The 20091-nt window shown below is 63.4% G+C and carries 19 protein-coding genes; 7 read left to right on the top strand and 12 right to left on the bottom strand.

Translation table 11 applies throughout. The features are described 5' to 3' along the window. Positions 1–61: 61 nt before the first annotated feature. From AAYO93_RS02410 to AAYO93_RS02430, 5 genes are read right to left on the bottom strand one after another with little or no spacing between them, the layout of a single operon-like run. Positions 62–1114 carry an ABC transporter ATP-binding protein gene (locus AAYO93_RS02410; RefSeq protein WP_345763425.1) on the bottom strand — a complete coding sequence of 351 codons (1053 nt, stop codon included), beginning with the start codon at positions 1112–1114 and terminating at the stop codon, positions 62–64. Next, positions 1111–2097, bottom strand: a complete 987-nt coding sequence (locus AAYO93_RS02415; protein ID WP_345763426.1) for an ABC transporter ATP-binding protein — start codon at positions 2095–2097, stop codon at positions 1111–1113. Before AAYO93_RS02415 ends, AAYO93_RS02410 begins: the two co-directional genes overlap by 4 nt. Next, complete coding sequence (locus tag AAYO93_RS02420) at positions 2097–3008, bottom strand: ABC transporter permease (RefSeq protein WP_345763427.1); 912 nt, start codon at positions 3006–3008, stop codon at positions 2097–2099. The genes AAYO93_RS02415 and AAYO93_RS02420 overlap by 1 nt, the downstream gene beginning before the upstream one ends. Continuing rightward, positions 3005–4057 carry an ABC transporter permease gene (locus AAYO93_RS02425; protein WP_345763428.1) on the bottom strand — a complete coding sequence of 351 codons (1053 nt, stop codon included), beginning with the start codon at positions 4055–4057 and terminating at the stop codon, positions 3005–3007. The genes AAYO93_RS02420 and AAYO93_RS02425 overlap by 4 nt, the downstream gene beginning before the upstream one ends. Continuing rightward, the gene (locus tag AAYO93_RS02430) at positions 4054–5829 is read right to left on the bottom strand and encodes an ABC transporter substrate-binding protein (RefSeq protein ID WP_345763429.1); all 1776 of its coding nucleotides are present in this window, start codon (positions 5827–5829) and stop codon (positions 4054–4056) included. Before AAYO93_RS02430 ends, AAYO93_RS02425 begins: the two co-directional genes overlap by 4 nt. Before the next feature lie 961 nt (positions 5830–6790). Here AAYO93_RS02430 and AAYO93_RS02435 point away from each other — a divergent pair. From AAYO93_RS02435 to AAYO93_RS02450, 4 genes are all read left to right on the top strand, one after another. Next, entirely contained in the window at positions 6791–8164 is a 1374-nt protein-coding gene (locus AAYO93_RS02435; RefSeq protein WP_345763430.1) for a hypothetical protein, read from the top strand. 347 nt (positions 8165–8511) lie between these two features. Continuing rightward, positions 8512–9276 (top strand): SDR family NAD(P)-dependent oxidoreductase, encoded by a 765-nt coding sequence (locus tag AAYO93_RS02440; protein ID WP_345763431.1) that lies wholly within the window; start codon positions 8512–8514, stop codon positions 9274–9276. Continuing rightward, on the top strand, positions 9273–10388 hold the full coding sequence (locus AAYO93_RS02445) for a mandelate racemase/muconate lactonizing enzyme family protein (RefSeq protein ID WP_345763432.1): 1116 nt from the start codon (positions 9273–9275) through the stop codon (positions 10386–10388). The genes AAYO93_RS02440 and AAYO93_RS02445 overlap by 4 nt, the downstream gene beginning before the upstream one ends. Further along, entirely contained in the window at positions 10385–11170 is a 786-nt protein-coding gene (locus tag AAYO93_RS02450) for an SDR family NAD(P)-dependent oxidoreductase (protein ID WP_345763433.1), read from the top strand. The genes AAYO93_RS02445 and AAYO93_RS02450 overlap by 4 nt, the downstream gene beginning before the upstream one ends. 10 nt (positions 11171–11180) lie before the next feature. Here AAYO93_RS02450 and AAYO93_RS02455 read toward each other — a convergent pair whose 3' ends face one another. From AAYO93_RS02455 to AAYO93_RS02470, 4 genes are all read right to left on the bottom strand, one after another. After that, positions 11181–11516 carry a nuclear transport factor 2 family protein gene (locus AAYO93_RS02455; RefSeq protein WP_345763434.1) on the bottom strand — a complete coding sequence of 112 codons (336 nt, stop codon included), beginning with the start codon at positions 11514–11516 and terminating at the stop codon, positions 11181–11183. A 30-nt stretch (positions 11517–11546) separates the two neighbouring features. Further along, complete coding sequence (locus AAYO93_RS02460) at positions 11547–12308, bottom strand: SDR family NAD(P)-dependent oxidoreductase (protein ID WP_345763435.1); 762 nt, start codon at positions 12306–12308, stop codon at positions 11547–11549. Positions 12309–12503: 195 nt separating this feature from the next. After that, positions 12504–13613, bottom strand: coding sequence for an o-succinylbenzoate synthase (gene menC / locus AAYO93_RS02465; RefSeq protein WP_345763436.1), 1110 nt, complete (start codon positions 13611–13613; stop codon positions 12504–12506). Then, positions 13613–14476 carry a hypothetical protein gene (locus AAYO93_RS02470; protein WP_345763437.1) on the bottom strand — a complete coding sequence of 288 codons (864 nt, stop codon included), beginning with the start codon at positions 14474–14476 and terminating at the stop codon, positions 13613–13615. Before AAYO93_RS02470 ends, menC begins: the two co-directional genes overlap by 1 nt. 636 nt (positions 14477–15112) lie before the next feature. Between AAYO93_RS02470 and AAYO93_RS20160 the strand changes: the two genes are divergently transcribed. Together AAYO93_RS20160 and AAYO93_RS02475 are read left to right on the top strand one after the other, a co-directional pair. Next, positions 15113–15721 (top strand): GNAT family N-acetyltransferase, encoded by a 609-nt coding sequence (locus AAYO93_RS20160; RefSeq protein ID WP_434056665.1) that lies wholly within the window; start codon positions 15113–15115, stop codon positions 15719–15721. Continuing rightward, a complete protein-coding gene (locus tag AAYO93_RS02475) occupies positions 15718–16563 on the top strand; it encodes a PaaX family transcriptional regulator (protein WP_345763438.1) in 846 nt (281 codons plus the stop codon). Before AAYO93_RS20160 ends, AAYO93_RS02475 begins: the two co-directional genes overlap by 4 nt. A 47-nt stretch (positions 16564–16610) precedes the next feature. Here AAYO93_RS02475 and AAYO93_RS02480 read toward each other — a convergent pair whose 3' ends face one another. The 3 genes from AAYO93_RS02480 to AAYO93_RS02490 all read right to left on the bottom strand — a co-directional run bounded on the left by AAYO93_RS02480 (position 16611) and on the right by AAYO93_RS02490 (position 19823). Continuing rightward, positions 16611–17411: a hypothetical protein gene (locus AAYO93_RS02480; RefSeq protein WP_345763439.1), complete on the bottom strand. Its 801-nt coding sequence runs from the start codon at positions 17409–17411 to the stop codon at positions 16611–16613. Between the two features lie 468 nt (positions 17412–17879). Further along, on the bottom strand, positions 17880–19121 hold the full coding sequence (locus AAYO93_RS02485; protein WP_345763440.1) for an MFS transporter: 1242 nt from the start codon (positions 19119–19121) through the stop codon (positions 17880–17882). Between the two features lie 327 nt (positions 19122–19448). After that, positions 19449–19823 (bottom strand): GNAT family N-acetyltransferase, encoded by a 375-nt coding sequence (locus AAYO93_RS02490; protein ID WP_345764950.1) that lies wholly within the window; start codon positions 19821–19823, stop codon positions 19449–19451. Between AAYO93_RS02490 and AAYO93_RS02495 the strand changes: the two genes are divergently transcribed. Further along, entirely contained in the window at positions 19743–19919 is a 177-nt protein-coding gene (locus AAYO93_RS02495; protein ID WP_345764960.1) for a hypothetical protein, read from the top strand. The two genes, AAYO93_RS02490 and AAYO93_RS02495, sit on opposite strands and share 81 nt — an antisense overlap. The last annotated feature ends 172 nt before the right edge of the window (positions 19920–20091 follow it).

A 20091-nucleotide genomic window follows, 5' to 3' on the forward strand; every position in this document is an offset into this window, starting at 1 on the left:
CCGGTGTGGTCATCTTCCCGTGTCCGCATGCCACCGGCTTGATCCTGCGGGACAATACTGGTCATCCGAATTCTGGCGCCCCCGCCAAAGCGACGACCTCCGTCTTGAGTTCGCTAGCCGTCGGCAACCAGCACGCCGCGTGATGTCCGGAACCCGGTGCCGGCGACGGGGGGGACTCCTGCATGCAGAGCGACGCTACGCCGGCTTTTGCGGCGGCTCCGCCCAGCAGTGCCGGACACCGAGGGTTCAGACTGCATCCGGTGGGGATCCGCGAAGGATCGGGCACCTCGCCACGCAAAACGATCGGAACCTTGTGCTCGACCTCGGGAACAACCGAGAGTAGAGCCTGGGTGTAGGGATGCTTTGGCGAGAGCAGTACCTCTTCCGTTGTGCCCTGCTCAACGATGCGGCCGAGGTACATGACCGCGATTCGGTCGGCAATGTTCCATGCCAGCCCGAGGTCGTGCGTGACGACGAGCACAGTGAGGCCGAGATCGTCGCGCAATTGGAGCAGAAGGCTGAGGATTTCACCGCGGATGGATGCGTCGAGACTCGACACCGGCTCATCCGCAACGAGCACGGTCGGCTCCACTGCCAGGGCGCCCGCGATGAGAACTCGCTGACACTGACCGCCTGAGAGTTCGTGCGGGTAGGAAAGGAAGAAGCGCTCGGGTGGGCGAAGTCCGGCTCGTGCGAGCGCTCGTGCGACCAGATCTGTCTCGGTTACCTCGCCGCCGGCACGGTTGGTCCGCTGCACGATGTTGTGGATGCGGATACCCTCGGCGACGGACTCGTAGACGCTGTGCTTCGGGTTGAGCGCTCCGATGGGATCCTGCATAACAAGCTGGACCTGTCTGCGATAACGCCGCAACGCAGCGGTCGAGTACTCCAAAGCGGACCCGTTGTACTCCACGACGCCCTCCGCCGGGCGTTCGAGGCCGAGAAGTGTTCGGCTTAGGGTGGTCTTCCCGCTGCCTGATTCGCCAACGAGTGCGATGATCTCGCCGGCGTTGAGATCGAGGTCGACCCCGTTGACAGCGACTACTGGTGAACCGCCCTGCCTGGCCGGGAAAACGACGCGGACGTCGCGGGCACTCACGGTCGCTGCGTTCATCGGACAACTCCCTGCTCAAGTTCGCCAGCACGGAGGCAGGCGACTTCGCGTCCTGGTTCGATTGGTGCGAGCATGGGGGACACTCTTCGGCAGACGTCGCTTGCTGAAGGGCAACGCAGATGAAATGTGCATCCTGATGGAAGCTCGCCGGGGTCGGGCGGATCGCCTGGGAGGCCAGCCGGGGCATATCGCGCGGCGGGGTCCCCCACTAGAGGGAAGGCACGTGCTAAGGCTGCTGAATATGGGTGGTGAGGTTGACCGAAGACTTTCGCCGCCGGTCCCTCCTCTACTATCCGTCCGGCGTACATCACGGCGATCCGGTCGCATGCCGAACTCAGGACGGAGAGGTCGTGGCTGATCAGCATGAGCCCGAGGCCGAGCTCGTGCACGAGATCGGTGAGTACCTTCATCACCTGCGCCTGCACCATGACGTCGAGAGCGGTGGTTGGTTCGTCGGCGATGATGAGCTGCGGGCGGCAGGCGAGGGCCATCGCGATCATCACCCGCTGTTTCTGGCCCCCGGAGAGCTGGTGAGGATAAGAGCGTGCGCTGGAATTCGGGAGGCCCACTTGCTCGAGCAACTCGCTGACGCGGGACTTTGCGGTCGACTTCGAGGCGCTGGAATCGTGGAGGAGGATCGGCTCAGCGATTTGTTCGCCCACACGCTGCACCGGATTCAGCGAGTGCATTGCACCCTGGAAAACCGTCGAAGCCTCAGCCCAACGCAGTGCCCTCAACTCTCCCCAGCGTGCTACGTTGACGTCCCGACCGTGCACGAACACTTGACCCGTGACCCTTGCGCTCTTTGGATGCAACCGGAGAACCGTGCTGGCCAACGTGGACTTGCCGCACCCCGATTCGCCTGCGATCCCGAGGCTTTCGCCGGCATTGAGCACGAGGTCTACTCCGCGCACGGCCGGGACGTCGCCCCGAGCCGTCTTGTATGTCACGTTGAGGTCGTGGATTTCGAGAAGTGCGCTCATCAGCGGTCCTTCAGTTTCGGGTTTACAATTTCTTCTAGTGCCTGGCCGACGAGGGTGAAGGCGAGCACAACCAGTACAACGCAGACGCCAGGCGGAATAATGAGCCACCATGCTCCGAGCGACATGGCGCCGTTCGAGAACGCCGAGTCCAGCATTGTTCCCCAGGACACGTTCGTAGGATCGCCAAGGCCGAGGAACGACATCGTGGTCTCGGCCAGGATGGCGCCAGCAACTGTGAGCGTCGTATTGGCGAATACGAGGGGCAACACATTTGGGAGTACATGGCGTCCCATCAGGTGCCAGCTGCCGCTGCCGAGCACGCGGGCGCGCTCCATGTAGCTCCGCTCTTTGATAGAAAGTGTCTGCGCCCGGATCAGGAGGGCTGTGCTCGGCCAGCCGGTCACTCCGATGACGATGATGATGGTGGTAAGGGAGCCGCCGAGCAAGGTCGCCAGCACGAGCGCGAGTGGTAGGAATGGGATAACTAGGAACCACTCGGTGAACCGGAACAATAGTCCGCCCACCCAGCCTTCGAAGATCGCCGAAGCGATTCCGATCACCGTGCCGATGACCATCGAAATCAGCGTCGCCGTGAGGCCGACAAGCAGAGACACTCGTGCGCCGTAGATGAGAAGAGTGAGCACTGACCGGCCCGCGTCGTCAGTTCCGAGCCAATACTCGGAAGAGGGTGCGCCCATGATGGGTCCGGTGGCCTCAGTAGTCTTCAGGCCGTTCGGATCGGCGAGGACCGGCGCTAAAACGGCGACGGCTGCGAAGGCGACCAGAATAAAGAGGCCGAGCATCCCGAGGCGGCGTCGACGGAATTCCTGCCATATTCGAGCTGCGGATGCCTTGCGCAACTTCCAGATCACTGCGCGCGGGCTGAGTTGTGTTTGCGAGATGGATGTCATAGCTTCACCCGGGGGTCTCTAACGGCGTAGAAAAGGTTTGCGAGGAAGTTCGCGATGACGACCACGGTCGAGAACATGAGGAAGGTCCCTTGCAGCATCGGTATGTCGGGGATGCGCAGAGCGTCCGAGGTCAGTAGTCCGAGTCCCGGAATCGAGAAGACCGTTTCTATGGTGATCGCACCGCCCACCGAGAATGCAAGATCGAGCGAGATCATGGTCATGACGGGAAGCATTGCGTTGGGCGCCGCGTGTCTGCGTCGAACAAGTGCATCGGGCAACCCTTTTGCGCGTGCCGTCTGGAGATAGGGTTCCCCCATCTCGTCGAGCATCGATGACCGCATCACGATGGAGTACTCCGCGACGTAGGCGAGGGTCAGCGTCAACACAGGAAGCGTGAGGTGCCAGGCCTCGTCGATGACGCCGGCGAATGACCACGGATTCATACCTGGAGAATTCAGCCCACCGATGGGAAACAGGCCCGGGAAAGATCCGAAGCCAACGGCGAGCAACATGAAGAGCAGCAGTCCGAGCCACCAGTCCGGCATCGCGTAGACGATGATCGTACCTGTCGTGGAGACTTTGTCGAACGCCCGTCCGCGGTACCACGCTGCACGTTTTCCTATCCACAGCCCGATGATGATCGCCAACACAGTCGAGGTGCCGACCAGTATGAGGGAGGGCCATAGCCGTTGCAGGATCATTGACGCGACGGGTTCTCCGTACTCGTACGAGACGCCAAGGTTGCCAGTAAAGATGTTGGTCAGATATGTCCAGAACTGTTGGGGGAGCGGCTGATTGAGACCCAAACGCTCGGCGATGAGATGTATCTGTTCCGGAGTGTTCGCGCGCCCGCGCGCGAGAGTCCGCTCGGGGTGAGGGTTGATGACGCGGAACAGGAAGAAGTTGACGACGAGGATGAAGAAGAGCGTTACTGCGGATCCGAGAGCCCTCCGTCCGATGAAACCCCACGACAGCGTCCGCCGTGCGCCGGCAGTGCGGGCCAGTCGACTCCGGTTCGCCAGAGCCGGAGCCTCAGGGGCCGCGCTCATTCGCGGTCTCCGGCCGTCGCCTTGCCGCGTCGTCTCGCGAAGGCCCATCCGGCCGCAATGAGCACCGCCAGCCCGGCACCGACGATGGCGATGAGATTCGTGTTCTCTGTGCTGCCACTCGAGCCCTTCAACGCGATGGCCGAGCCGTGGGCGTCGACGTTTGGTGCAACAGTCAGGTAGCTCGCGGCGTCGAGGAGGAGTGAGCCGTTCGGCATTGGTTTCGGGTTCAGCCCGTGGAAGCGATCGCTCCGGTATGCCTGCTCCGACATCGGATACACCGTGAGAAGGTACGGGGCGTCCCGGTAGAGAATCGCTTGCATCTTCTTGATCTGCTCGCTGCGTTCCGCCGGATCGAGCTGCTGCTTCTGGGCGGTGTAAAGCTTGTCGTATTCGCTGTTGCAATACCAGGAGTCTGAAAGCAGCCCGCGCTGGCCGCAGGTGAAATAGATAAGCATCGCGTCCGGGTCCTCTGCATAACTCCAGCCCCACTCGAATATGTCGTAGTCGCCGGACAAAATGACGTTCTGCAATTTGGTGCTATCCATCGACGTGACGGTCGAGTCGATGCCGAGGTTGCCGAGCCATTCCTTTAGGAGTTCCATTGTGGTGAGCGACGAGCTGTCCTCTGGTCTGGCTATCAACCGCAGCGGCTCCATCGGCGCCCCGTTGGGTAACCTGAGCTTGCCGTCGTGGCCGCGTTTGTAGCCGGCGGCTGTGAGAAGTTCCGCCGCTTTCGCCGGATCATAGCGGGGCGCGTCCGCACGGGGTGGTTCCCAGACAAATTTCGAGAAGTCGGGTGTGACGACCGTCGTGGCAGGCTTGGCACCGCCCATGAAAGCGAGCTTGGCGATCTTCGCGCGGTCGATTGCCGTGTTGAGGGCATACCGAAACTTCGGATCGAGGACAGCTGGATTGGGATCCCCGATACGCGCTCCCGTCTTCGTGTCGATTGATCCTGTGTTGAATGCGATTTCGTCGAAGACGCCCGATTGGATGGCGGGCCAACCGGTGATGCCCGGCCGACTGGCGAGCGCCCTGACTTGCAGTGGCGACAAGCCGTCAGCGAAGTCGATCTCGCCTTTCACCAGCGCCTGGACCTCAGTGTCCAGGGCTTTGAAAACCCTGAACCGGAGCGTGTCGATCTTCGGCCGCCCTCCCCAATAGTTCGGGTTCGCCTCGAGTTGATAGGTCGAACTACCCGCCGCACCAGCGACGAGCCGGAAGGGTCCTGAGCTGACAACATTCGGAGGCGTGTTCGGGAAAGACGTCAGCTGGCTATCGCTGATATGTGACCAAACATGCTCGGGGATGATAGGTATCGGTATTGCTGGAAGGGTGGCGTTTGGGTGGTCGAGATGGAGCAGGACAGTCTTCTCGTCGGGGGCAGTCACTTTGGTGACAGATGTGAGGAAGTTGCCCCAGTTCGCTTGGGCAGGACCGCCGGAGATAACCCGGTTGAGGGTGTAGGCGACGTCTTTCGACGTCAAAGGCTTCCCATCTGACCACTTGAGGCCGGAGCGGATGTGGTAGGTCCAGGTCAGTCCATCAGCTGATCTGGACCACGATGTCGCTAGCCGTGGTTGTAGTGAGAGGTCCTTGTTTGAGTCCTGGGTCAGGCTGTCGTACATGAGGTCGTACACAAGGGTGGCCGAAGACTCAATGCCCAGCAGAGGGTTGAATGAGTCCACCTGGCTGGTCGTCCCGACGGTGAAGGTCGTCTTGCCTATTGGCGGCTCGGTGGCCGCCGTAGCGGAAGAAACGGGGATGCCCATGACGAGAGCCAACATTGCGGCTAAACCCGCGATAATCCGGGGCGCGCTGCGTTTCATCGGGCCACCGACACCGTTCGTGTTGGATCGGGCTCCGCGTCGCTCGTTTGGATGTCGTTTACGCATCGCATTGCTGAAACTCCCTTGTCCCATGCGCTTATCGGTACGGACCACCCATTCGTGTCCGCCCCTTGCCAGACTGCAAGTGGTTAGGAGGTGCGGCCCGTGACGCGCTGTCGATCAGTACACACCGAGACCCAACGCCGATCGTTGTCCGCACAGCCAACGCAGGAGAACGAACGGTTGGCGATGACGACAATGCGCGCTGCGCTGGAGGACATCTCGCGTCGCCGAAGTTACCAATAGTGCGACGACGGTAGCCCGGACCGCAGCGATGCGGCGCTACGCTTCTGGCGGATTCGGCGTCTACATCTGAGCTCTCCTTGTCCGCAGGTCATAACTGAAACGTTCACGTATGAAACGATCGTATCAATTTATCGCGTAATCTTGGGCGGGGCCTGAGGATCGGAACGCTTGCTCCCGGAATCCGGGAGGAGGCTTCGACTGGTAATTCGCAATCCGGACAATCACCTGTGATCGAAGGCTCTTCTTCGTAAGACATCTGCTCTGCTTCGGTTGGCTTCCAGACGGATCTCACGCTTGTTTGCTACATGCTATAGCTATTATGGTAATTGCATAGCGATTCGCTGCCGGTTCGCCCAACGCGACCCTCAACGAGACGATCACGAAAGAGCCGAGGAGCGATGGTCGATTCATCCGCCAAAGATGAGCCGCTACACGTAGCGCTCGTCGCGCTGCCCATTCGACCTGCACAGCTCGGACGCCAGCTGCTCCGACCACCGCGATCTTCAATCCGCTCGCAGGCGGGCGCGCTGTCGCTGAGGTGACGGTTGGCCATCCGCGAGTTCATGATTGATCGGAGACTATCTGTGGAGGAGAACCGATGACCTCACTCGGCACCCGGCTCAGCGTCGCCCACACTGACGGCACGATCGGAGTGGCACGGCGCGACGTGACGCCTCTCCTCGGCATCCGCGCCAAGAACTGGGGTCCAGCCGACTGGGAAACGTCCGAGGGCTCGCACCATCCGATGACGCTAACAGCGCTGGCCTTCGCCGCCGAGGAGCCACTATTGCTGATCGCAGTGGACGGCTCCTGGTGGCGACGCGTCGACGACGAGTGGTCAGTTCGGTCACGCATTCTCGGCGGGCTCGGCCTGGCGCCTCACCAGCTGATGTTCTCGCTTTCCCACACCCACGCGGGGCCTGTGCTCTGTACCGGCGACACCCATCTCGCCGGCGGCGAGCTGATCGGGCCCTATCTCCGTAGGCTGGCGGACGCGGGGATCGAAGCTGGCCGAGAAGCGCTCGCGAACGCCGAGAACGCCCGGGTCGAATGGACGACGGGACGCTGCGCACTGGCCGGCAATCGGGAGCTCGACCTCGACGGTCGGGCGCTTGTTGGCTTCAACCCGGACGCGACCCCGGCCGACGACTGCGTGCTGATCGGCCGGGTGACCGCGACGGGTGGGCGCACGCTTGCAACCGTAGTCAACTACGCGTGCCACCCCACGACACTCGCCTGGCAGAACCGGCTCGTCTCGCCCGACTACGTCGGTACCCTTCGCGAGACTGTCGAGGAGGCGACGGATGCCCCATGTGTGTTCCTCCAGGGAGCCTCCGGCGAGCTCGCGCCGCGGGAGCAGTACACTGGCGACCTCAGCGTGGCGGATCGGCACGGCCGGGCCCTAGGTTTGGCCGTGCTCTCGGCCCTCGCCTTGCTGCCGGCGCCGGGCAAGGAACTGGAGCTCACCGAGGTGGTGGAGTCGGGGGCGCCACTTGGTATCTGGGCGGAATGCCCGCAGGATGCGCGGATGGCAAGGCGCAGTATCCAGGGCTCGGTGACGCTTGACCTCGTCGACTTGCCGAGTATGGACGAGCTCGAGGAACGCTGGTCCGACATCGATCCGCGCAGCCGGGCAGAGCGGCTCGGGCGGGCGCGCAATCTGCGCGACGGCTATATCGACGGGCCGGCCGTCGAGCATCCGTTCTGGGTGTGGCGGGTCGGCGATGCGGTGCTGGCAGCCCATCCCGGCGAGGCGTATTCGCGACTGCAGAGCCGCCTGCGCGCTGCGTTCCCCGAGACACCGATTGTCGTCATGAACCTGACCAACGGGCCGGGTTTCGTGTACCTGCCCACTGACGAAGCGTACGAACGGGGCGCGTACCAGGCCTGGCAGAGTCCGCTCGCGCCCGGCTCGCTCGACCGTCTCGAGGGCGCCATGGTCGAATCGATCAGTGCGATCCTCGAGGAGTGATGGATGACAATGAGGTCCTCACCGGGCACCGCTCGCGCCTCCAACGAAATCGACGCTGGACCGACAGTTCGCTCCGGCACCCGGCGCGGCCTTCTCATCGGCCTTGGAGGGGCCACTCTCGTCTCGCTGACCGGGGGAACGGATCACTATCGTGCGTTCGGATGCCGCTTCTGTGGTGAGCGCCTCGAACTCGCCAGCCGGCGACTTCGTCTCCGGGACCACGCTGCTGCAGTCGGCGAACGTGAAGACAGGCACGAAGCGGGTTAGTTTCCCCGCGAGTCGCCCCGTGTCGTCGCCGGTGGAAAACAAAACGGTCTGAGCACCGAAAGAAGAGTAAGGACACAACAATGAGCACATCCGCACCCGTCGCCCTCGTCACTGGTGGAGCCGCCGGCATTGGCTGGGAGATCGGACAGAGGCTGGCCGCCGACGGCTATCTCGTCGTCGCCGCCGATCTCGTGCCCGGGTTCACGATGACGGCACCGGTGGAAGGGATCGTGCATCGACGGCTGAACGTTACGGACCCTGATGACGTCGCACACGTGTTTGGGGCGGTGGGCGCCGAGTTCGGCCGGCTCGACGTGCTCGTCAACAACGCGGGCATCCAGCGGCATCGGGCGATCGAAGACCTCGGCTGGGACGAGTGGCGGGCCGTCGTCGACGTGAATCTCAACGGCGTCTTCCTCTGTCTTCAGGCCGCCGGCCGGCAGATGCTGGCGGCAGGCGCTGGGCGTATCGTCAACATCTCGTCCATCTCCTCGCGTGGCTCGGCAGGGCGGGCTCCGTACGCGTCGACGAAAGCGGCCGTCATCGGTCTCACCGCAACAGCCGGGGCCGAATGGGCCGCTCGGGGAGTGCGGGTCAACGCGGTAGCGCCCGGCTACGTCAACACGGGTGTCTTCCGACAGGGCGTCGAGGGCGGAACGCTGGACGAGGCGACAATCCTGAAGCGCATCCCTGCCGGTCGGGTCGCGGAGCCGAGCGAGATCGCGAATGCCGTTTCGTTTCTGGTCTCCGACCAGGCGTCATATATGACCGGGCAGACGATGTACGTCGACGGCGGTTTCATGGTCGACTACGGAATCCCGCTGGCCTCGGTGCCGAAACCGTGACCGGTCCGACGGCCGTGCCCGGCGCCCGCATCACTGAACTCGGCACCGCGACCCTCTCGCTGCCGCTCTCGCGTCCCCTGCCGTTGGGTGCGATGACGGTGACCAGGCGGGAGTATGTAGCCGCGCGGGTGCGCGACGACAACGGAAACGATGGCATTTCTTACGCCCTGACCCGTGAGGCCCCGATGGCCGCGATTGTGGAACGGCTGCTCGCCCAGCACGTGGTCGGGCACGAGCTGGACGTTCTATCGTTGTGGGAGTCGATGTTCCGGGGCAGCGCGATCGTCGGGCGGGTCGGGCTCGTGCGCCGTGCGATCGGGCTTGTCGACATCGCCCTCTGGGACCTGCTCGGGCGTCGGACCGGGGAACCGGTGTGGCGTCTTCTGGGCGCCGACAACGCCCCACGTGCGACGATGCTCGTTGCCGCATACCCCACACTGGGGAGGACCGTCGACGACCTCGTCGACGAGGTCGTCTCGCAGGCCGCAGCCGGGTGGCCGCTGGTGAAGATCTCGCGCTCGCCCGACACATCTCTCATGCGCGAGCTGCTGGCCGAGCTGAACCGTGAACTTCCCGACCGCACCGGCCTTGTCGTCGACGTCGGGTTCGGTTGGCGGGACGCGGACCAGGCGCTGGCGGAGGTCGCTGAATGGGGCGATCCGCAGCTCGCCTGGCTGGAGGATCCGCTGCTGCCGGAAGACGTTGACGGATGTGCCCGCATCCGCTCAGGCACGGGACTAACGCTCGCGGTCGGCGACGAGGTCACCGACCCGGCCGTTCTGAAGGCCCTCGTCGAGGGCGGTGGTATCGACCTGGCGCGGCTCGATGTCGTCGCCCTCGGCGGGATCACGCCTGCGATCGATTTCGTGCACTGGGCGGCCGAGCGCGGCGTTCCTATCTCCTGTCACGTCAGCCCGGAGACGAGCGTGCATCTCGGTGCCGTCGGTGTCGAGACGTTCGGCCGTGCCGCGGGCGGCAACCCCTACGACCCGTCGCCCACACTTGTAACAGGCGGGCCACTCTTCGACGCGGGCCACGCCCGTCCCACCAGTGAGCCGGGCCTCGGCTTCGGCTTCGCAGCGGATACGTTCGACTTTGGGAGGAACACATGACTCGCAGCGTTGTCGTGACCGGTACGGCGAAAGGCATCGGCCGAGGCATCGCCGAACGGCTCACCGCAGACGGATGGCTCGTGGTCGGCGTGGAACGGTCCGAATCCGACAGCGTCAACGTGGGAGCGTGCGCGGCGGTGACGATCGGCGACACCGCGGAACGCGCCACTCACATGCGGGCCGCCAACCAGGCGCTGCAGCTCGCGCCGTTGGGCGGCTGGGTAAACAATGCCGGCATCACCAGGCAGACGCCACTGCATCGCCTCGACGAGCGTACCGTTCGCGAGATCGTCGAGATCAACGGGCTGGGGTATCTGTGGGGATGTTCGGCCGCGGTCACCGCTTTCGTCGACCAGGCGCATCCCGGCGCGATCGTCAACATCGGGTCGATCCACGGCCGAGCAAGCTTCGCCGACTACGCAGCCTACGAGTTCACCAAGGGCGGGATCGACGCGCTCACGCGGAGCGTAGCTGTTACCTACGGACCGTACGGCATCCGCGCCAACACGGTCGCGCCCGGCGGGGTGCGCACGCCCCACCTCGAGGCGCAGATCGCTTCGGCGACCGATCCAGAGGCCGAAGAGCGCGCCCTTGCCAAAGGTCCTCCGATGCGGCGGATCGCCGACGTGGACGACGTTGCCGCACTTACGGCCTTCCTGCTGAGCGATCAGGCCGGCTACCTGAGCGGTCAGTCCATCGCAGTCGACGGAGCGTGGACTGCTGCTTTCGGCTCCCCACCCGTCGATCCGACGCTCGTGAAGCGTTTCCGGACCCAGGAGTAGGGCGGCGTCCTTAGGCCTTGAGCATCGAGGCGCGTTGGATGAGACCGTCGCGCACATCGAACGTGGCGATCGTCTCGGTGGCGATACCGGCGTTGGCAACGTGTTCTCGGGCGACGACCCAGCGGTTGCCGAACACTGTCGTCGCGTCGATGGTGCAACTAAGGAGGGGGTTGACCAGGCGGTCTGCGTAGAACGCCCGGATCGCCTCGCGGCCGACGAGCGGTGTTTCGGCCACACCAGAGACGACGGCGTCCTCGGAGTAGGTGGCGACGAAGGCGTCGAGGTCGTGCGCGTTGAACGCGTCCACCTGGTCGGTCACGGTCTGAAGTGCTGCGAGTGCGGTCATTGGCGTCATCCTTGTCTGGCTCGGTCGTTCTCAGTCGATTCGCACGCCGCCGTTGACGTCGTAGGTCGCGCCGGTGACGAATGCGGCCCGGGGCGACGCGAGTCCCGCGATGATCCAGGCGACATCCTCCGGCGTGCCAAAGCGACCGACGGGGATCGAGGAGGACAGTGCATCCCGGCCGCCTTCACTCAGTTGGTCGGTGATCGCGCTGGTGACGGGGCCGGGCGTGACGGCGTTCACGCGGATACCCTCGGCGGCGAGGTGACGCGCGAAGCTGCGTGTGATAGCCAGGATCGCTCCCTTGCTGGCGGCGTAGTGCATCCCGGTCTGGAGGGCCCCCACTTGCCCAGCGATGGAGGAGAGGTTCACGATCGATCGGTCGACCGGCTCGGCGGCGGATGCGGCCCGCAGGAGGGGGAGGGCGGCGCGGCTGAGGAGAAAGGTACCGCGCCCGTTGGTCTCCATCACTGCATCCCACTCCTCGATGTCGATGTCGTCGAAGTGGCGATAGGGGCAGACGCCACCATTGTTGACGAGCACGTGCAGAGCACCCCAGGTCGCGGCGATCTCGCGGACGAGATCATCGATCGAATCGGGGGAGCGCAGGTCGAGGCGGCTGACCTGCACCTCGGGTGCGCCGGCGGAGCGACACCGCTTGGCCACCCGGCGGGCTGCCTCGTCGCCGCTGCTGTAGGTGAGCCAGACGGCCGTTCCCTCGGAGGCGAGGGCGACGGCAGTGGCGGCGCCGATTCCGGAGCTGGCGCCGGTAATGAGTGCGCGACGATCGGTCATGGGGAAACGCTATAGCATTTGGGGCCGGGTGCGCTATTCGGCGCCCGAGGCGCGGCTGAAAGGCACGCGACGTTATAGCGTTTGGATATAGCTCCCAATCCCGTTGTCATCCCCAGTGCGATTCTCCATTCCCAGCGACGCGTCCGCGACCGCCCTAATCCAGAATCGCCCAAATCGACGCACGCGACCATCGTGCTAGAAGCGAATCGCCATGGAGGATGTGGTGATCTCGCCCAGAACATCTGGCAGGATATCGACACCGATTCCGGGCCCCCTCGGAATGCGCACGTGACCCTCCTCCAGCACGAATGGTGCCGTGAGGTCCTGCGCGTAGTAGCGGCTCGACGCCGAAGTGTCACCGGGAAGCACGAAGTTCGGTAGGCCGGCGAGCGCCACGTTCGCCGCTCGTCCGATGCCAGTTTCCAGCATTCCGCCGCACCACACAGGGACTCCGTTTGCGGCGGCAACGTCGTGAATGCGACGTGCTTCCAGGTAGCCGCCCACACGGGCGGGCTTGATATTGATGACGCTGCAGGCGCCGAGCGCTATCGCGGCCGCCGCATCCCTAGCGGACTCGATCGATTCGTCGAGGCAGATCGGTGTCTGGATGAGCTTCGCAAGGTGCGCGTGTCCGAGGATGTCGTCCTCGGCAAGCGGTTGTTCAAGCAAGAGCAGTCCGAAGGGGTCGAGCTGTCCCAGATGCCGGGCATCGGCCAGTGTATACGCCGTGTTGGCGTCGACTTGCAGGAGTACGTTGTCCCCGAATCGTTCCCGAACTGCTCGAACCGGTTCTAGATCCCAGCCCGGTTCGATCTTGAGCTTGATGCGCAGGTACCCTTCGGCGAGGTAGCTCTCTACAGCAGCGAGGAGCTCGTCGAGCGAGTCCATGATTCCGACCGATACTCCAGCGGGCACGCAATCGCGCACCGCGCCAAGATGGTGTGCGAAGGAGGTCCCCGCTTCCTTAAGCTGCGCGTCGAGAATCGCGGTTTCGAGCACGGATTTCGACATTGGATGACCTTTGACGGGGGCCAGCGTTGTGGCCACGAGTTCGGCAGTTAGGCGCCCTCCAAGCGCTTGCAGGCGGGGAACCAGGTGATCACGGATGACGACGTCACCCCCGTCTAGGAACTCGGAGCTGTACAGCGGATCGGGCTCGGCGGCGTGTTCCGCCCACCCTTCCGCGTTCGCCGTTGTCACCCTTACGAGGGTTGTTTCACGCTCGGACGCGGTTCCGAACGACGTGCGAAAGGGTGACACCAGCGGCATCGTGACCCGGCGCAACTCAATGTTCTCGATCTTCATCACAGCTCCTCTTTATCGAGTCGATACCAACCAGTTCGGGTGACGCCGCGGGCGGCGTATCCTTCACTGAGTGTTTCCCTGAGAACCTCTCGAGTGGCACGTCGCCAGGCTTTGGCCGCCTCAGGATCCTGGTTTCGCAGGGCGACGATGTCCATCGGAACGCGGCACCAGAGCGCGCCCTCAGCTTCGACGAACATCGGTGCTAGATCGGGGCCGAACCTCAGCACGCCAGCCGATCGGTAGTCGGGAGCGATCAGGTCGAGCGGGGCGCTCTCGCTGCAAGCGATCGCGCGCTCGCTGCTGAGTGGCCAGACGGCCACGAGACGATCGCTTTCGTCGTCAGTGTTGATGGCGTCGTCCATGACGCCGTAGAAGTCCTCGCTGTATTCAGTGGCGGAGGCTCCGAGCTTCGTCAGGTTGAATCGCGCGTTGCGGCTGACAAGGGGATCGAATGTCCACACAATTCGCTCAAGACCACGAGCGAGCGCCCACGCACGCTGATGCTGTTTGAGGGCGAAGCCCACGCCGGCGTCTTTCTGACCCGGACGCACTCCTGCGATCAGCGAGTAAGCAGACGAGCTGCCCGGCGCGACAATTGCAACGGCTGCACCGCAGATCTCATCGTCTGCATCGTAAGCTGCGGCTACCGCACAACCGGCGTGGCTGATGCCTCGCAGCACATCGACTGGGATAGGCGGGCCCTGTGATGAGGTGCCCCAGACCGAGGTGAGTAGGTGGGTCACGCCCCAGAGGCGGCTCATATCGTGCTCGTCGGCGATTCGAACGTGCGCTAGGTCGCACGCACGTGCGGACGCATCCTCGGACTGAGCGACAAGAAGGTCGGCTTCGACATTGCGGTGCATTCGCCCAGCATGGGTGATGCCTCTTCCCTGGTCATTGGCCGCGAGTACAAGCCTCCTATTGACTGGAATGTCGTATAGCACTGCTGTGGTTTCTGCCGGTCGAAGCTTCTGGGGAGGATTCGCGGGGAGCGCGATTTTCGTCGCACTACTTCAGGCGATAGCAGAGCAGGGGTTCTCGTGGGGCTCGGGTCGAGCGTCGCTGGAGTGCACGTTGGTCTCGGCGGCCAAGTTGAGCCGCGAGGGTCGACGATATTTGATGCCGAAGAGCGCAAGCGCAACCGTTGGCCAACTGAAGCACGATGTCTTCTCCGGGGTATGCCTGAGGTACAGGAGGAATCTTCAAAGGGGGCTTTCCGATGAATCAGGTGGAATCGAGTCGACCACCCGTGATGGTTCGGCCAGTTGCGCCCGCGGGGCTGTGACCGTGTCTGCTCTCGGGTTCGACTGAGAAATAGGACACGTCTTCCGAGTGGGTTTCTGAATACGGTGTCAGCGACTCGCCCTGTCGGTACGAAGCTGTTGGGGCTCAACTAACGCGAGTTCAGCACCGTCGAGAATCGCGATCCCGCTAAGATTGAATATCTTGAAACGATTACGGTCGTATTGGCTACGATAGATTTTAAGTATCCTGACTGGATGAATGACTCGGATATCGAAATTGTGCGTGGCATCCCTGCGGGTGCTCGGCTCGATGTCGCCCGCATCTACTGGGAGGCGTTTGGTCGCAAGCTCGCTCCAAGTTTGGGCGGCCGGGCTCGTGGTGTGGCGTACTTGGAGACGCAGTTGCACTCGGATCGTTTCCTTTGCGCGACACGCTCCGGTCGCGTGATCGGTGTGCTGGGATTCTGCGATGGGGGTCGAAAGGCAGTGGGCTTGTCCGTCCGCGGTCTCGCGCGGGAGTACTCGGCTATCAGCGCTCCTTGGCGGGCTGCGCTCATGCTGATCTTGAGCCGCACGCCACGGGAGGGAGAGTTGCTTCTCGACGGGCTCTCTATCGCTCCGGAGGAGAGGGGACACGGGATCGGCTCTCGGCTACTAGGTGAGGCAATCGCTCTGTCCGCGTACAGAGGACTCAAGGGAGTGCGGTTGAGTGTCGTAGACTCGAACCCCCGCGCGAGGTCGCTGTACGAACGGTTAGGTTTCACCGCCACAGAGACTGTGTCGATCGGCATCTTGGAGCGAGTGTATGGCTTCCGGCGGGCGACAGATATGGTGTACCGAATCCCGCTGAGAGCAGCCGAATGACGAGTTCCCGAGACATCGCTCCGAAGACCGTCGTCGAAGCCTGCTTTGCTCTGGATGGGACCGCAGCGCTGGAGATGGTGTACGATCTGGCGGCCGCCGTCGGCCTGGATGCTCAGCCGGTGCGTCTCGCGATCAGGCGGATGGAGGTGTCTGGCGTTCTGCAGCAAGAGGGCCGAGGCCGCAAGGGGCGACTGGTTCTGACAGAAGCGGGCCAAGACAGGGAAAAGGCAGACGCGCGCTACCTCGCGGTCGTCTCCGCACAGGATGCCGGCGTGCAGACATGGGATGGCGCCTGGAAGCTTTTCACTTTCTCGGTTCCGGAGCGATTTCGTGCGGAGCGAGATGGGATACGATCGGCTCTTGTTCGCCTTGGGGCGGCGTCGCTGGCTCATGGCGTTTATGTAAGCCCGTTCGCGCTCCGCGACGAGATGGTGAAGGTTGTGGGCGCTGAACCTGTCGCCCGGTATCTCATTTCGGCGGAGGCTACACGTCTGGACGGCCCAGGGCTCGGGGATCCGCTCGAGATCGTGGAAACGTTGTGGCCCGGGGCCGAGATTGAAAATGCGTACCGGGGACTGGCGAACGAGCTTGCGGCGGCGGATAGACTCCCTGACTCCGCGAGTGTTCCGGATCGACTTGCGTGCGCCTTGAAGCTCGCAGGGGCGTTCACCGTAGCGGTTGAGCGTGATCCGTTTATCCCGCCAGAACTTCGCCGCTCTGATTGGTCACCGCCAGCATTGAGGCGTGCCTTCCGAAGCACGTGGGTCCGGTTGCAAAGAGACCTACCTACGGTCAGTCTCTTTCAGTCGTACGAGACAAATGGCGAAGCCCGACGCGCGTAGGTCGCTCGATTCTGAACGATGGGGTATTTCCGTGCTTCCCTCGCCGTTTACGTCGCGTAGCCTTTGCGCAAGATATACCCCCGGGCTCTATCGAACCCTGCAATTCGATCGCCGGCGTTTCGATGCTCCGCGAGTTGTTCACGAAGTGCGAGCCGCCATCGATGAGCGCCTTCCGGGTCAATCGAGCGCAGCGACACTATGTCCTCGGGCACCGGAACGAAGCTCCAGGTTTCGTTGGAATTGTCGGTGAGGCTGTCATCGCCATCTCGAGCAGCCGTCGCCGCGGGCTCGAGCACATCCCAACGCACGAGAAGCCGGTCCGTCTCGTCGCGTCCCATTGAGGTGTCTCCCGACACGTCGTCGTGGAGGTGCTCGAGGTACGCCATAGGCGCCGCGCCTAGCTTGCCCAAGTAGAGATGAGCATCGCGACCGACCAGTGGATCGAATGTCCACTCAACCGCGGCAATATCTCTTTCGGCGGCCCACGCCCGCTCGTGAAGCTTCATTGCGAACCCGATCGAGCAGGAGGTGAATTCCGGGTCTCGACCCGTTATGTAGCTGCAAAGTAGCCTCCGGTCGGGTGCGGCATGAAAGCCGAGTGTTGCGCCGATGAGCACTCGGCCGGCGTACGCTCCGCCAAGGTAGCCCCCACCGTCGCTAACTGCCCGCAGCAACTCTCTACTGACTGACGGGTTGCCCTCGCGTGCCCGGATCCGCGCGAAGAATCGCTCGGCCTCGCCGATCTCATCGATCCCGGCGAGTTCGCGTATCCGGATCCGCGCGTTGAGGGCGGCGATGGTTGCCTCAGTCCGCAGTCCGGAGCGCGATGACGTGGCGGGCCCCGTCATCGGGACCGCCGCAAGACGTCGATATTCAGTGGGTGCACCTCAATCTGCGTTACGAGATCGTCGACAACGACAGGCTCATCATCGTGAGTCAGGAGGCGATCTGCTTTAGCTTCCGCGAGCCGCAGGCTCGAAGTCCGTCGATCTGACGAACAATCGTTGCCAAACGCGGAGGTAGAGCACGTTGCCTCGCGTGAAGTAGGAGACGCCTCGTTAAGGAGCCGCTCGAGTATATCGCCGGTCCGGATATGGCGCTTCATGGGCTCCTTCACGTGGAGGGCGACTTCGGCCCAATCGGTTGTCGAGATATCGAAACCGTATGTGCTGTGGACTCGTGTGCCTTTGTCCAATCCGATCGTGCTTCATCACCGCCCTTTGTTCTTCCGCACATGGTGACTCGCGATCGCTGGCCGATTTCGTGGCGCGATGGCCTGTTAACGAGTGTCGGCGACCGGTTGGATAAGCGGCAGACTACGAAGCGGCTGCCGCCGGATCCGCTTCGGTGTCCGCCGCAGGATGCGCGGCAGCTTCTGGCTCCGGCATACCGATGCTTGCTAGTCGGCGAACCGGGGTCGTGCTCGCGAGAGCGATGGCCACGATCCCGACGGCGAGGAGTGCCGCTGTCGTGCCCCAGCTGTCGATGACCATTCCGGCCACTCCGGCGCCGAAGGAGGCGCCGAAGTTGACGGTTGTGTTGATCCACGCTGAAGCTTCCGTCTGCCCGGATTTCGGTACGGCCGAGTCCGCGATCAGGTAGCCGGTGATAAGAGACGGGGCAAGGAAAACTCCGGCCAAGGCGAGGCCCGCCGCCAGTAGTACGAATGTGGGTGCCCAGGCGACCGCGGCGACCGTGACCCCGAGGCCGATACCGAGTACGAGCAATCGTGTGACAAGGGACGCCGCGAGCCGCAGATGTCCATATACGAGGCCACCGACAGCGCTTCCCGCCGCGAAAGTGGCCAGTAGCCAGCCGGAGAGCTCAATTTCGCCGCGGTCGGTCGCGAACGCGGGGGCAACGATCTCAAGTGTGCCGAGGACGAGGCCGACTCCAATCAGCACCACGAGCACCCGAGCGAAGCCTGGCTGGCTGAGTGGGCGGTCCACCCGCGGACTTGCTTCTGCCGAGCGCGGCACTCTGTGCGAGGCGTTGCTGAGCACCATTCCCGCGGTGCCAATTACCGTTGTGGAGGCGGCGAGGATAAGCCCCACGCTCGGTGATGTCGCCGTTATCACAGCCGTGATCAGAATAGGTCCGCTCACGAACAACAGCTCCTCGCACGTGGCGTCGAGGCTGAACGCCTTCTGCCGTTGTCTGCCTGGTGAGGTGAGGGACGACCAGATTACTCGCATAGAGGGACCCAAGGGGGGAACGCTTAGGCCGATGATCGCGCTGAGCGCCAGGAACCAACCTGCCGCTGGCCTCTGGCTCGTCGCGACGAATGCGAGTGCTAAAAGGCTCGCGGCTTGGACCGCCGCCATCACCGGGAGGGCGCGACGTTGGCCCCAGCGGTCCACGGCGCGGGCTCGCCACGGCGAAGCGATCACGTTGGCGAAGCCGGAGAGTGCAGAGGCGAACCCTGCGAGTGCGAAGGAGCCGGCGCTCTGCTGCACGGTCAGCAACAGGGCGAGACCGACCATTGCGAATGAGAGCCGGCCGATGAGGGCGGGAAGAAAGGCGCGCAGTACGCCGGGAAGACGAAGGATGGAAAGCACGGAGAACTCCAGTGGTGCTGGCCACGACACAAGAGAAATGCTCGTGGGGTCTGACGGGATATTTTGCCGGAGGGGTCACTAAAGACACCCTCGGTGGGGGAACCCTGCGCGAGTGAGACGCAGGCCCGTCAGTTAAACATCACGACGTGCATCCGTCGAGCGTACCGCAGGCACAACGGGCGGAGCGAAACGTGCGGGAGCGAATGGGAGCGACCAGGTTCTGATATCGATCACGCGCATCCATAGCGAAGCGCGCATCGACAAATCACTGCCCAAGAGATCGGTGCCACTTCTGGCGGTTCGGGATTCGATGGCGGTGCCGAAGGTTTACTGAGCTTTGGCCACCCGATACATCGAGTACACCAGGGGTCCGTCTGGGATAGTGGTCGCCGCGGCGATAGTAAAACCAAGTCGCAGGTAGAGGCGCGCATTTCGCTCATCCGAAGTTTCGAGAGCGACGGGCTCGCCTCTCTGGTCGATCATCGCGAGACCGACGGCGATCACTGCTGTTCCAAGGCCCGCGCCTTGATGAGCTGGATCGACGCCAACCGTTTCAAGTGTCCAGCTTCCCGAGGGAGCGTCAGGGAGGGACAGTTTTGACAGGGCAGTAAGGCGTGATCCATGCAGCTCGGCTACCCGTCGTTGAATCTGCTCCGCAGGGGCGGGTGCGTCCGGCGGCAGGAACGCTGCGACGGAGCGCACCCCTTCGTCGACGAGTACGATGCCGTGCATGAGGGAGTGGCTGAGATAGAGACGCTGAGCCTCCTCAAGGCGAGATTCGTATCCATCGCCGGGTAGAGCCCACCGCGTCCACGCGTAGTCACCGAACGCCACGGCGAGAACCCGAGCTGCCGAGTCCAGATCTGAAGGAGTGGCGTGGCGTATGCGGTGGCTCATGAAGCGAATCTCCTGTGGGCTAGCGGGCGTCGTGCAGGCGCCGCCGATGCCAAGCATAGGTCAGCTGGATTCG

Source organism: Diaminobutyricibacter sp. McL0608, from assembly GCF_039613825.1.
Taxonomy (GTDB): Bacteria; Actinomycetota; Actinomycetes; order Actinomycetales; family Microbacteriaceae; genus Diaminobutyricibacter.